Source organism: Pseudomonas sp. CJQ_9 (genome assembly GCF_043106615.1).
In the GTDB taxonomy this organism is placed as follows: domain Bacteria; phylum Pseudomonadota; class Gammaproteobacteria; order Pseudomonadales; family Pseudomonadaceae; genus Aquipseudomonas; species Aquipseudomonas juntendi.
Genome location: NZ_JBICMS010000082.1, coordinates 62,407 through 74,485, shown reverse-complemented (window position 1 = coordinate 74,485; position 12,079 = coordinate 62,407). Strand labels below are relative to the sequence as shown.

12 protein-coding genes are annotated in these 12,079 nt (G+C 63.7%); 9 read left to right on the top strand and 3 right to left on the bottom strand.

Annotation, left to right across the window (positions count from 1 at the left end):
• The first annotated feature begins 199 nt into the window (after positions 1-199).
• The 5 genes from epd to fba all read left to right on the top strand — a co-directional run bounded on the left by epd (position 200) and on the right by fba (position 4,261).
• Positions 200-1,261 (top strand): erythrose-4-phosphate dehydrogenase, encoded by a 1,062-nt coding sequence (epd, locus tag ACF8SD_RS16110; RefSeq protein WP_173891322.1) that lies wholly within the window; start codon positions 200-202, stop codon positions 1,259-1,261.
• Between the two features lie 12 nt (positions 1,262-1,273).
• Entirely contained in the window at positions 1,274-2,437 is a 1,164-nt protein-coding gene (locus tag ACF8SD_RS16105; RefSeq protein ID WP_173891321.1) for a phosphoglycerate kinase, read from the top strand.
• The gene (locus ACF8SD_RS16100) at positions 2,437-2,688 is read left to right on the top strand and encodes a hypothetical protein (protein WP_029886252.1); all 252 of its coding nucleotides are present in this window, start codon (positions 2,437-2,439) and stop codon (positions 2,686-2,688) included. The genes ACF8SD_RS16105 and ACF8SD_RS16100 overlap by 1 nt, the downstream gene beginning before the upstream one ends.
• Before the next feature lie 78 nt (positions 2,689-2,766).
• On the top strand, positions 2,767-3,096 hold the full coding sequence (locus ACF8SD_RS16095; protein ID WP_173891320.1) for an MliC family protein: 330 nt from the start codon (positions 2,767-2,769) through the stop codon (positions 3,094-3,096).
• A 100-nt stretch (positions 3,097-3,196) separates the two neighbouring features.
• Entirely contained in the window at positions 3,197-4,261 is a 1,065-nt protein-coding gene (fba, locus tag ACF8SD_RS16090) for a class II fructose-bisphosphate aldolase (protein ID WP_009681373.1), read from the top strand.
• On the opposite strand, the gene ACF8SD_RS16085 is transcribed toward fba, so the two are convergent.
• Positions 4,254-4,400: a hypothetical protein gene (locus ACF8SD_RS16085; RefSeq protein ID WP_173891319.1), complete on the bottom strand. Its 147-nt coding sequence runs from the start codon at positions 4,398-4,400 to the stop codon at positions 4,254-4,256. The genes fba and ACF8SD_RS16085 overlap by 8 nt on opposite strands.
• A gap of 100 nt (positions 4,401-4,500) precedes the next feature.
• On the opposite strand from ACF8SD_RS16085, the gene ACF8SD_RS16080 reads away from it, so the two are divergent.
• The 4 genes from ACF8SD_RS16080 (at position 4,501) to ACF8SD_RS16065 (ending at position 8,312) form a co-directional block, all read left to right on the top strand.
• Positions 4,501-6,621 (top strand): putative bifunctional diguanylate cyclase/phosphodiesterase, encoded by a 2,121-nt coding sequence (locus ACF8SD_RS16080; protein WP_392484581.1) that lies wholly within the window; start codon positions 4,501-4,503, stop codon positions 6,619-6,621.
• Positions 6,622-6,660: 39 nt separating this feature from the next.
• Positions 6,661-7,161 carry a M48 family metallopeptidase gene (locus tag ACF8SD_RS16075; RefSeq protein WP_392484580.1) on the top strand — a complete coding sequence of 167 codons (501 nt, stop codon included), beginning with the start codon at positions 6,661-6,663 and terminating at the stop codon, positions 7,159-7,161.
• Positions 7,162-7,173: 12 nt separating this feature from the next.
• Positions 7,174-7,470 carry a helix-turn-helix domain-containing protein gene (locus tag ACF8SD_RS16070; protein WP_173891316.1) on the top strand — a complete coding sequence of 99 codons (297 nt, stop codon included), beginning with the start codon at positions 7,174-7,176 and terminating at the stop codon, positions 7,468-7,470.
• A 104-nt stretch (positions 7,471-7,574) separates the two neighbouring features.
• Positions 7,575-8,312 (top strand): substrate-binding periplasmic protein, encoded by a 738-nt coding sequence (locus tag ACF8SD_RS16065; protein ID WP_392484579.1) that lies wholly within the window; start codon positions 7,575-7,577, stop codon positions 8,310-8,312.
• 48 nt (positions 8,313-8,360) lie between these two features.
• Here ACF8SD_RS16065 and yccS read toward each other — a convergent pair whose 3' ends face one another.
• Positions 8,361-10,544, bottom strand: coding sequence for a YccS family putative transporter (gene yccS, locus ACF8SD_RS16060; protein ID WP_392484578.1), 2,184 nt, complete (start codon positions 10,542-10,544; stop codon positions 8,361-8,363).
• A 211-nt stretch (positions 10,545-10,755) separates the two neighbouring features.
• The gene (locus tag ACF8SD_RS16055) at positions 10,756-11,937 is read right to left on the bottom strand and encodes an NAD(P)/FAD-dependent oxidoreductase (protein WP_392484577.1); all 1,182 of its coding nucleotides are present in this window, start codon (positions 11,935-11,937) and stop codon (positions 10,756-10,758) included.
• Positions 11,938-12,079 lie beyond the last annotated feature (142 nt).

Here is a 12,079-nt window from a genome sequence, read left to right as displayed (position 1 = left end):
AAGAGCTGCTGGAAGACTGATGTAACCCGGGAGGGCAGTGACGCCCTTCAGGTCGTGCAAGGGGAGGGCTTTGCCCTCCATCGCGACACAAGGCCGCTCTCACAGGGTACAGCGCATGCCGCACCCTGTGGGAGCGGCCTTGCGTCGCGATGGGCCGCAACGCGGCCCCAACAGCCATCACGCGTTAGCGAGCCAACGAATGCCCCACCTGCGTCCCTACAAAGTTGCACTCAACGGTTATGGCCGTATCGGCCGCTGTGTCCTGCGCGCGCTGTTCGAGCGGGGGGCGAAGGCCGGTTTCGAGATCGTCGCGCTGAATGACCTGGCCGACCAGGCCAGCCTGGAGTACCTGACTCGCTTCGACTCCACCCACGGCCGCTTTCCTGGCCAGGTGAAGGTCGACGGCGACTGTCTGCATATCAATGGCGACTGCGTGAAAGTCATGCGCAGCGCCACCCCCGAAGGCATCGATTGGGCTGCCCTGGGTATCGACCTGGTGCTGGAGTGCTCCGGTGCCTACAACACCCGCGCCGACGGCCAGCGCTTCCTCGATGCCGGTGCCCCGCGCGTGCTGTTCTCCCAGCCCATGGCCAGCGAGGCCGATGTCGATGCCACCGTGGTCTATGGCATCAACCAGGCTTGCCTGACCGGCCAGGAGCGGCTGGTTTCCAATGCCTCCTGTACCACCAACTGCGGCGTGCCCCTGTTGCGTGTACTGGACCAGGCGTTTGGCATCGAGTACGTGCAGATCACCACCATCCACTCGGCGATGAACGACCAGCCAGTGATCGACGCCTATCACCACGAAGACTTGCGCCGCACCCGTTCGGCCTTCCAGTCGGTGATTCCGGTGTCCACTGGTCTGGCGCGCGGTATCGAGCGCCTGCTTCCGGAACTTGCCGGGCGAATCCAGGCCAAAGCGGTACGCGTGCCGACCGTCAACGTGTCTTGCCTGGACATCACCCTGCAGACCGCCCGCGACACCAGTGCCGCCGAGGTCAACCGGGTGTTGCGCGAGGCCGCGCTGGACGGCCCGCTGAAAGGCTTGCTGGCCTACACCGAGTTGCCGCATGCCAGCTGTGATTTCAACCATGACCCGCATTCGGCGATCGTCGATGCCAGCCAGACTCGTGTTTCCGGGCCCCGCCTGGTCAACTTGCTGGCCTGGTTCGACAACGAATGGGGGTTCGCCAACCGTATGCTCGACGTTGCCGAACACTATCTGCACGTCGTTCACCCAACCCGCAATAAACAGCCCTGAAGGACTGCATTCATGACCGTGTTGAAGATGACCGACCTCGACCTGCAAGGTAAGCGCGTATTGATCCGCGAAGACCTCAACGTGCCTGTGAAGGACGGTGTGGTAACCAGCGACGCGCGCATCCTGGCAGCGCTGCCGACCATCAAGCTGGCTCTGGAGAAGGGCGCGGCGGTAATGGTCTGCTCGCACCTGGGCCGCCCGACCGAAGGGGAGTTCTCTGCCGAAAACAGCCTCAAGCCGGTTGCCGAGTACCTGAGCAAGGCCCTGGGCCGCGAGGTGCCGCTGGTTGCCGACTACCTGGGCGGCGTGGCGGTGCAGGCCGGTGAGCTGGTGCTGTTCGAGAACGTGCGCTTCAACAAGGGCGAGAAAAAGAACGCCGACGAGCTGGCCCAGCAGTACGCTGCGCTGTGCGACGTGTTTGTCATGGACGCGTTCGGCACCGCGCACCGCGCCGAGGGCTCGACCCACGGTGTGGCCAAGTTCGCCAAGGTTGCAGCTGCAGGCCCCCTGCTGGCTGCCGAGCTGGATGCCCTGGGCAAAGCCCTGAAAGCGCCGGCCAAGCCAATGGCGGCCATCGTCGCCGGCTCCAAGGTTTCCACCAAGCTGGACGTGCTGAACAGCCTGAGCGCGGTCTGCGACCAACTGATCGTCGGTGGTGGCATTGCCAATACCTTCCTGGCCGCTGCCGGCCACCCTGTCGGCAAGTCGCTGTACGAGCCGGACCTGGTCGACACGGCCAAGGCCATCGCTGCCAAGGTCAGTGTGCCGCTGCCGGTTGACGTGGTGGTCGCCAAGGCGTTCGCCGAAGATGCCGAAGCCACCGTCAAGGCCATCGCCGATGTTGCCGCCGACGACATGATCCTGGACATCGGCCCGCAAACCGCAGCCCAGTTCGCCGAGCTGCTGAAGTCGTCGAAGACCATCCTGTGGAACGGCCCGGTCGGCGTGTTCGAATTCGACCAGTTCGGCAAGGGTACCCAGGTGCTGGCCAAGGCCATCGCCGACAGCGCCGCGTTCTCCATCGCCGGTGGCGGTGACACCCTGGCGGCCATCGACAAATATGGCGTTAGCAAGGAAATCTCCTACATTTCTACCGGTGGCGGCGCGTTCCTCGAGTTCGTCGAGGGCAAGGTCCTGCCAGCCGTGGCAATTCTGGAAGAGCGGGCCAAGGCCTGATGACTTCGGCGCCTGGCAAAGGGAGCGGCCTGATGGTCAAGCAATTGCCTGTGATGGTGCTGGCGGGTCTGCTGAGCGCGTGCTCAGGCAGCCCGGCTTCGCCTGACGACCCGGCGCAGCCGCCCAAGGGCGGCTGCTACCAGTCCGAGTGGCAGGCCGAGACCGTGCCGGTGATCAGCAAGCGTGTGGGCCCGGAAGGCCTGGAAAAGTACGACGAAGACCACCAGCGCAAGGCGCCGGGTTGCCCTTGATCGGGTAACAGGCAACCTGAAGGCTGATTTGTGGTCTTGGAAAGGGGCCGCTGTGCAGCCCCAAATCGAGGAAACTGAATGAAAGCGCTTTTGGCCGTGACGGTCCTGGCGACACTGGCAGGCTGCTCACTGTTGCAGCCGGCGCGACCCGCCCCGGCAGACAACTGGACCCGCTGGGTCTGCGACACCCAGGCCGAGGTGCTGTGGCGCTTCGCCGATGCGCAGCGTGACCAGGTCGACGTGCGCCTGGGCGGTGGTGACCAGGTTTACCGGCTCAAGGCCGAACCAGGTGCCTCGGGCGCGCTGTACAGCGATGGCATGCTGGCCTTCCACACCAAGGGCGAAGAAGGCCTGGTGTACTGGGTGGCAACCAACGATCTGATTGGGCGGGGCTGCAAGGCACCGTGACTGGCCGGGCCGCAATGGCGGCCCACACTACTTGAACAGCAACCGCCCCTGCGGCAGGCTTGCACGAAACATACGACGCTTGTCGGGAGAGAGATACACAATGGCACTCATTAGCATGCGCCAGATGCTGGACCACGCCGCCGAGTTCGGTTACGGCGTACCAGCTTTCAACGTCAACAACCTCGAGCAGATGCGCGCCATCATGGAAGCGGCCGACAAGACCGACTCCCCGGTGATCGTGCAGGCCTCGGCCGGTGCCCGCAAATACGCCGGCGCCCCGTTCCTGCGCCACCTGATCCTGGCTGCCATCGAAGAATTCCCGCACATTCCGGTGTGCATGCACCAGGACCACGGCACCAGCCCTGATGTCTGCCAGCGCTCGATCCAGCTGGGCTTCAGCTCGGTCATGATGGACGGCTCGCTGGGCGAAGACGGCAAGACCCCGACCGACTACGAATACAACGTGCGTGTCACCCAGCAGACCGTGGCCATGGCGCACGCCTGTGGCGTTTCGGTAGAAGGTGAGCTGGGCTGCCTGGGCTCGCTGGAAACCGGCATGGCCGGTGAAGAGGACGGTATCGGTGCCGAAGGTGTGCTGGACCACAGCCAGATGCTGACCGACCCGGAAGAAGCCGCTGACTTCGTCAAGAAGACCCAGGTCGATGCATTGGCCATCGCCATTGGTACCAGCCACGGTGCCTACAAGTTCACCAAGCCGCCAACCGGTGACATCCTGGCCATCGAGCGTATCAAGGAAATCCACAAGCGCATCCCCAATACCCACTTGGTGATGCACGGCTCCTCGTCGGTACCGCAGGAGTGGTTGGCGATCATCAACCAGTACGGTGGCGAGATCAAGGAAACCTACGGCGTACCGGTTGAAGAAATCGTCGAAGGTATCAAGTACGGCGTGCGCAAGGTCAACATCGACACCGACCTGCGCCTGGCCTCCACCGGTGCCATGCGCCGCCACATGGCCATGCACCCGAGCGAGTTCGACCCTCGCAAGTTCTTCGCTGAAACCGTGAAGGCCATGCGTGATGTGTGCATCGCCCGTTACGAAGCGTTTGGCACTGCAGGCAATGCCTCGAAGATCAAGCCGATCTCCCTGGAAGGCATGTTCCAGCGCTATGCCAAAGGCGAGTTGGCGGCCAAGGTCAACTGATCGAACCGTTGAGCGTTGCAAAAAACCCGCAGAAATGCGGGTTTTTTATTTGCTTGGCATTCAGGCCCTGGCGCGGCCTGGCGGCACGTTCACGGTCCTTTCGCACAGCTACCGTTAGTCGACTAATTTCTTCGTCCATGGCTTATTGCCATGCCTTGCATTGCGTCTTTCGCAGCCACGACTAGAGTTAAGCTTCGGATCCAATAGCAAGTCGTAGTTGGTCATACAAGAGAAGCAGCATGGATGGCGCTCACCCTCAGCCACTGGATGGCAGTTCGGTTCTTCTGGTGGTAGACGATTACCCCGAAAACCTCATCAGCATGCGGGCTTTGCTGGCCCGGCAAGATTGGCAAGTGTTGACGGCAAGCTCGGGGACCGAAGCCCTTAGTGCCTTGCTGGAGCATGATGTCGACCTGGTACTGCTGGACGTGCAAATGCCGGAGATGGACGGCTTCGAGGTCGCCCGGCTGATGCGTGGCAGCCAACGTACGCGGCTCACACCGATCATTTTCCTGACCGCCAACGAACAGTCCGAAGCGGCCGTGCTCAAAGGCTACGCCAGCGGCGCCGTGGACTACATGTTCAAACCGTTCGACCCCAAGGTTCTCAAGCCCAAAGTCCAGGCCTTGCTCGACCAGCAGCGCAACCGGCGCATGCTGCAGCGGCTGACCCGGGAGCTGGAAGCCGCCAGGGCGTTCAACGGGTCGATTCTGGAGAACGCTGCCGAAGGCATTCTGGTGGTGGACGCACAGGGCGTGATCAGCTTTGCCAACCCGGCCATTTCCCGCTTGCTGGCGGCCCCCGTGCAGCACATTCAGGGCGCCCAACTGCTCGACCTGGTGCAGCTTCCCAATGCCTGCCCATGGCTTGAGTCGGCGTTCTACCGGGCGTACCTAGGGCAAGAAATCTACCGCGTGCACGACGCGCAACTGCGCACCCTGGCCGGCGAGCTTGTTCCCGTCGCATTGTCGTGCGCGCCGTTGCCAGCCGACCAGCAGGCCATGGTGGTGACCGTGCTGGATATGTCGGCAGTGCGCAACCTGCACCAGCAGCTGGAGTACCAGGCCGTTACCGACCCCCTGACCGGCCTGCTGAACCGCCGCGGCTTCTACCAGGCGGCCGAGGGCGCGCTGTTGCGCAACGAGCGCTCGGACAAGGCCCAGGCGCTGATGTACATGGACCTGGACGGCTTCAAGCGCATCAACGACACCCTTGGCCATGACGCCGGTGACCGGGTGCTGCGCTGGGTCGCCGAGCAACTCAAGGACTGCCTGGGCAGCGAGGCCTTGCTGGCGCGCATGGGCGGCGATGAATTCACCGCGCTGTTCGACAGCCTGCCTTACCCGGAGCAGGCTGGGCGTTATGCCGAGCGGCTGCTGGAGCGGGTGTCCATCCGCCATGAAGTGGACGGCCTGGATGTGTGCCTTGGGGTGAGCATCGGCATTGCCACCTATCCGGAATGCGGTGCCAATGTCGAAGGCCTGCTGCGCGCGGCCGATGCCGCGATGTATGCCGCCAAGCAGGCCGGGCGCCAGCAGTACCGCTTCTACGACCAGGAACTCAATGGTCGGGCGCGTTCGCGGCTGATGCTCGAAGACAGCGTGCGCACTGCCATCGAGCAACAGGACTTCACCCTGGTGTACCAGCCGCAAGTCAGCTTCATCGATGGCCACCTGCGGGGTTTCGAGGCCTTGTTGCGCTGGCAGCACCCAAGCGTTGGCGATGTGCCGCCAGGCCTGTTCATTCCTCTGCTCGAGGAGGCGCGCCTGATCAACCGGCTGGCCAGCTGGATCTACCGGCAGGGCGCGGCCCAACGCCATGCCTGGTACCAGCACTTTCCCGCAGACCTGGTGCTGGGCATCAGCCTGAGCCGCGCGCAGTTCGTCATGCCCGGCCTGGTCGAAGAACTGCAGCGGGTGATTCAGTTATACCAGTTGGACCCTGCGCAACTGGAGGTCGAGGTCGCAGAGACCTCGCTGATGTACAACATCGATGCGGCGGTGAAACAGATCCATCGCCTGCGCGAGCTAGGGGTGCGGGTGGCACTGGATGACTTTGGCGCTGGCGACTGTTCACTGCGCATGCTGCGGGACCTGCCGATCGATACCCTGAAGCTGGATCGCCACCTGGTGGCACGCTTGCCTGATACGGCAGTGGATACCGCCTTGGTGCGCAGTGTCATCAGCTTGTGCGCCGACTACGGCATCACGGTCATTGCCGAAGGTGTGGAAACCCCGGCCCAGGCAGCCTGGCTCAAGGCCAATGGTTGCGAGTATGTGCAGGGGTTCCTGGTGGCCCACCCGATGACCGCAACGGACGCCACCCGCTTCCCGGTGATTTTCTCCTGGCCAGCGCCATGATTGGCTAGAATCGGCATTCGTTACGCCGAATGCACTGCCATGACCGTATTACGTTACCTGCAAGCCTACCCGCCGCACCTGCAAGAGCAGGTGCGCAAGATGATCGACAGCGACCGCCTGGGCGAGTACCTGCAGCGCCGCTACCCCGGGCGCCATGACGTGCAAAGCGACAAAGCGCTGTACGGCTACGCCCAGGACCTGCGCCAGCAGTACCTGCGCAGTGCGCCGGGCCTGGACAAGGTGTTGTTCGATAGCCGGCTCGACCTGACCCACCGCGCGCTGGGCCTCAATACCGCGGTGTCGCGGGTGCAGGGCGGCAAGCTCAAGGCCAAGAAGGAAATCCGCATCGCCTCGCTGTTCAAGGAGGCTGCACCGCAGTTCTTGCGCATGATCGTGGTGCATGAGCTGGCGCACTTGCGCGAGCGCGACCATAACAAGGCGTTCTACCAGCTCTGCCAGCACATGGAACCCGATTATCACCAACTGGAATTCGACCTGCGCGTCTACCTGACCTACCGGGAACTGCCGGGCAACCTCTGAGGAACATGCAGCATGGACGTGAGCAAGACCAAAAGCAGCTTCTACCGGCGCCTGTACGTAGCCTGGCTGATCGACAGCCGCACCGCGACCAGCGTGCCCGCCCTGGTGGAAGCCACCGGTATGCCGCGGCGCACCGCGCAGGACACCATCGCCGCGCTGGCCGACCTGGACATCGTTTGCGAGTTCGAGCAACAGGAAGGGGCCCGCAACCACGCCGGGCATTACCGTATTCGTGACTGGGGCGCGGTCGACAAGCAGTGGATCAGCCAGCACCTGCGGCAGCTCCGCGACGTGCTGGGTTACCCTTGAGGCCAAAAATAGAGGCAAAATGACACTATTGGCCGCTGCCCCCGGCAGTGCGTTTGTGTAATCTCACCCGCAGTGTGTGCCCTCCATGGCAAAAGGACGTAAGCATGCGGCCACTGCTTTGTGTGCTGGGAGTACTGGCAATCTTGCTGGCAACACCCGCCCTGGGTCAGGGCAAGCTGCGCCTGGTGGCGGACAAATGGCCCCCCTTCACCGATGTCGAGCTGCCGGGTGGTGGCCTGGCGACCAGCATCGTGACCACGGCGCTGGCCCGTGCCGGCTACGAAAGCAGCTATGAGGAGGCGCCCTGGGCGCGGGCGCTGCTGGGGGTTGCGCAAGGGCGCTACGACGTGTTGATCGATGCCTGGTACAACGAGGCGCGCGTCAGCATCGGGCAGTTCTCCACGCCATACCTGACCAACCGCATCCGCTTGCTGCAGCGAAAAGGCCAGGCGATACGTTACCGGCAGCAGTCGGACCTTTACCCCTACACCATCGCTGTCGTACGTGATTACGCCTATTCCCCTGGGTTCGACGGCGATACGCGCCTGCACAAAGTGGCGGTGCGCACCTTTTCCTCGGCACTGCGCATGGTCGCAGCAGGGCGAGTAGACCTGGCGGTGGAAGACGAGTACGTGGCCCGCTACAACCTGCAGCGTGAACCACAGCAGGTGCGTGATGGGGTGGTGCTGGTGGAGCCGCCGCTGGCGGAGAACACCCTGCATATCCTGGTCAGCCTGAAGCACCCGGAGCGTGAGCGGATTGTCGAGCGGTTCGAGCAAGCGATTGCGGCGATGAAGGCCGATGGCAGCTATGCCCGGCTGCTGCGCCAGCACGGCTTCTGAGCCTGGACGCGCTACCGGCTTCGTCATGCGTACAGGCCGGGGTAGACCTCAGCCTGGGTTACCTTCCTTGATCAAGTGCGCTGCCAAGGTCCGCAATGGTCCCAACTGCCGGCAGATCAGCGCCAGCTGTGTCTGCACCAGCCGTTGATGTTCATCCAGCTCATCCGGCATCTGCTCCAGAGCATTGGCCAGCGCTTCTTCGGCATCGCTATGAATGGCCACGGGCAGCCGTGCTGCCAGGCCGTTGGCGATTTCGTCCAGGCTGCTGGCCAGGCTTTGCCCGGCACCTTCTATCAACTGTTCCTGGGCCTGGGCCGGCAGTGCCGTATCGCGGTGCGCGCCCAGCCCCGAGAGGTAGCTGAGCAGGGTGTGCGACAGCACCAGGAAACGGAAGCCGACATCGGCCTCCTTACGGAAATGCCCCGGCTCCATCAGCATGTTGGCCAAGGTGGTGGATAGCGCTGCGTCGGCGTTGTGGGCATTGCGCCGGGCCAGGCGGTAGGCCAGGTCGTCGCGCTTGCCGTGAGCATACTGCTGCATGATCTGGCGCAAGTACACGCTGGCACAGGCCAGGGTATTGGCCAGCGCCTTGTTCAGGCGCCGCCCCTGCCAGTCAGGCAGGAACAGGAACACCGCCAGGATGGCAATCAGGCTGCCCACCAGGGTATCGAACAGGCGCGGCAGGAACAGGCCGTAGCCGTCGCCGATCTGGTTGAAGCAGAACAGTACCATCAGCGTGATCGCGGCCGTGGCCAGGGTGTAGCGGCTAGTGCGGTTGACGAAGAACACCACCCCGGCAACCACGGCGAACAGCGACTGGATGAGCGGGTTGGGGAACAGGTCGAACAAGGCCCAGCCGACGGTCAGGCCAATGGCCGTGCCGAAAATGCGCTGCACCAGCTTGCGCCGAGTCGCACCGTAGTTGGGCTGGCAGACGAACAGGGTGGTGAGGATGATCCAGTAGCCCTGGGTGGGGTGGATCAGGTGAACCATGCCGTAGCCGATCGACAGCGCCAACGGCAGGCGCAAGGCATGCCGGAACAGCAGCGACGTGGGGGTCAGCTGGGTACGTAGGCGTGTCCACACATCTTTGAGCGAACGTGGCGAGCGGTCGAGCAGGCTGCTGTCGCTGGCGTCGGCCAGGCTGTCGGGGTTGCTCGCGGCACTGAGCAAGCGGTCGAGCGTGGCCAGGTTGGCGGCCAGGGCCCGCAGCGAGCGCAACAGGCCCCGCCAGGCCGGGTTGTTTTGCAGGCGCAGGTGCTCCAGCGCAGCGTTGAGGTCTTCGAGGGCCTCGGGATAACCGCTGGCCAGCACGAAAGGCTGGCGCAGGCGGATCGAACGGGCCAGCTCCTGGCAGGACGAGCCCTGTTTGCGCAGCAGGCGCTGGCAGCGGAACATCACGTCACTGTGGAAGAACGTTTCGGTCAGGGCGTTGTAGGGGTAATGCGAGGCACTGACCCGCTCGTGGATGTCCTGGGCCAGGAAATACAGCTTCAGGTAGCGGCTGACCTTGGAGTTTGGCTGGCTGTTGCCGACCCGGTGCAGGATGATTTCCTTGGCCGCGTTCAGGGCTGCCACCACCTTGCCATTCTGCTGGGCCAGGGCCAGGCGTGTGGCCTCGACGTCTAGGGTGCGCACCGGCTCGAACAGGCTGGCCTTGAGTTTGAGGTAGCTGCCCAGCTCGAAGAACAGCTTGGCCAGGCTCTGCTGGACCGGCTGGTTGGAGAACAGCGCCTGCCACAGTACCGATAACAGCCCGTACCAGGCCGCGCCCGCCACCAGCAGCATGGGCTCGTGCCAGAAATCCGTGACCTGGCCGCCGCGCTGGTCCACGCCGATCATGGTGTACACCGCGGTGATCAGGGTTGCCGAGGCAATGGCCCCGTAGCGCTCGCCCAGTGCGCCGAGCATGGTCAGGCTGAACGCTGCCAGGGCCAGGGCGATGGCGAAGAACCAGGGGTAGGGGAACAGCAGTTCGACCGCCAGCGCAGCAATGGCGAAACACACCAGGGTGACGGCCAGGGCGCTGAGGCGGCCCTGCCAGCTGTCGTCGGTTTCGGCCAGGGCGCTGGCGATGATGCCGAGGAACAGCGGGATCAGCAGGGCCATCTCGTTCTGGTACCAGCACAGGGCCAGGCTGCCGGTGAGGGCGATGGTGACCCGGATGCTATAGCTGAACTTGTCTTGGCCCCACAGGCGACGCAGTGACTGACGGAACGAGCTCGATGACATGTTGGCCTGCTAGGCAGTGATCAGAGGAATACCTTTCAGAACCGGTTACTGGGGCCGCTTTGCGGCCCTTCGCGGGCGCGCCCGCTCCCACAGGTACTGCACAAAACCCCGTGGGAGCGGGCATGCCCGCGAAGGGGCGCGAAGCGGCCCAGATTCCGGCGCTGGGCACGGGCCAGCAAGAAGCGTTCCGTGCTGCTGAATGGATTCTACTCTACACGAACTGCGCTGCGGCGTTGGCCGATGCCCAGGCCCACTGGAAGTTGAAGCCACCCAGGTGGCCGGTGACATCCAGCACTTCCCCAATAAAGTACAGCCCGGGGCTTTTCAGCGACTCCATGGTCTTGGACGACACTTCGCGGGTATCCACGCCGCCCAGGGTCACTTCGGCGGTGCGGTAGCCCTCGGTGCCCGCAGGCACCACCTGCCAGTTGGCCAGCTTCTCGGCAATGTGCGCCAGTTCTGCCGGGGTGTACTGCTTCATGGGCCTGGACTCGAACCACTGCTCGGCCAGCAGGTTGGCCAGCTTGCGGGTAAACGCTTCGCCCAGCACGGTCTTCAGTTCGGCATTGGCGCGCTCGGTTTGCATCTGCTGCAGCCAGGTGAGTGCATCACGGTCGGGCAGCAGGTTGATCTCGACGGTGTCACCGGCTTCCCAAAACGACGAGATCTGCAGGATTGCCGGGCCACTCAGGCCACGGTGAGTGAACAGCAGGTTTTCGCGGAAGCTGGTGCCGTTGCAGGTGGCCGTGCAATCAAGCGAAGTGCCGGACAGCTCGCTGCACAATGCCTTGAGTTGTGGCTCGGTGATGGTGAACGGCACCAGCCCGGCGCGGGTCGGCAGCAGGGTGTGGCCAAACTGGCGCGCGACCTGGTAGCCGAACCCGGTGGCGCCCAGGGTCGGGATCGACAGGCCACCGGTGGCGATCACCAGTGACTGGCAGGCGAACTGCCCGCCGCTGGTCTGCAGCAGGTAGCCGCTTTCGGTTTTTTCGATCTGTTCGATGCTGGTGTGCATGCGGATTTCGGCACCGGCCTCGTCGCATTCGGCCAGCAGCATGTCGAGGATGTCGCTGGCCTTGTTGTCGCAGAACAACTGGCCGAGCTTCTTCTCGTGGTACGCCACGCCGTGCTTGCACACCAGCTCGATGAAGTCCCATTGCGTGTAGCGGGCCAGCGCCGATTTGCAGAAATGGGCGTTGTGCGAGAGGAAGTTGGCCGGTTCGGTGTACATATTGGTGAAGTTGCAACGCCCGCCGCCAGACATGAGGATCTTCTTGCCTGGCTTGTTGGCGTGGTCGAGCAACAGGACCCGGCGGCCGCGGCGGGCGCTGAGCTGGGCGCACATCAGGCCGGCGGCGCCGGCGCCGAGGATGATCACGTCGGTGGAGTGCACGGTGTTACCTCATGGATAGCCGGGGCCGCTGTGCGGCCCATCGCAGGCAAGCCAGCTCCCACAGGTACTGCACAAGCCTGAAGGCCTGTGGTGATCCTGTGGGAGCTGGCGTGCCTGCGATGGGCTGCAAAGCAGCCCCAAA

Bases quoted from the DNA above. Each gene is read 5' to 3' on its own strand.
- epd (WP_173891322.1), top strand. From the start codon at position 200: ATGCCCCACCTGCGTCCCTACAAAGTTGCACTCAACGGTTATGGCCGT.
- ACF8SD_RS16080 (WP_392484581.1), top strand. From the start codon at position 4,501: ATGGATGGCGCTCACCCTCAGCCACTGGATGGCAGTTCGGTTCTTCTG.
- ACF8SD_RS16105 (WP_173891321.1), top strand. From the start codon at position 1,274: ATGACCGTGTTGAAGATGACCGACCTCGACCTGCAAGGTAAGCGCGTA.
- ACF8SD_RS16065 (WP_392484579.1), top strand. From the start codon at position 7,575: ATGCGGCCACTGCTTTGTGTGCTGGGAGTACTGGCAATCTTGCTGGCA.
- ACF8SD_RS16075 (WP_392484580.1), top strand. From the start codon at position 6,661: ATGACCGTATTACGTTACCTGCAAGCCTACCCGCCGCACCTGCAAGAG.
- ACF8SD_RS16070 (WP_173891316.1), top strand. From the start codon at position 7,174: ATGGACGTGAGCAAGACCAAAAGCAGCTTCTACCGGCGCCTGTACGTA.
- ACF8SD_RS16100 (WP_029886252.1), top strand. From the start codon at position 2,437: ATGACTTCGGCGCCTGGCAAAGGGAGCGGCCTGATGGTCAAGCAATTG.
- yccS (WP_392484578.1), bottom strand. From the start codon at position 10,544: ATGTCATCGAGCTCGTTCCGTCAGTCACTGCGTCGCCTGTGGGGCCAA.
- ACF8SD_RS16085 (WP_173891319.1), bottom strand. From the start codon at position 4,400: ATGGACGAAGAAATTAGTCGACTAACGGTAGCTGTGCGAAAGGACCGT.
- ACF8SD_RS16095 (WP_173891320.1), top strand. From the start codon at position 2,767: ATGAAAGCGCTTTTGGCCGTGACGGTCCTGGCGACACTGGCAGGCTGC.
- fba (WP_009681373.1), top strand. From the start codon at position 3,197: ATGGCACTCATTAGCATGCGCCAGATGCTGGACCACGCCGCCGAGTTC.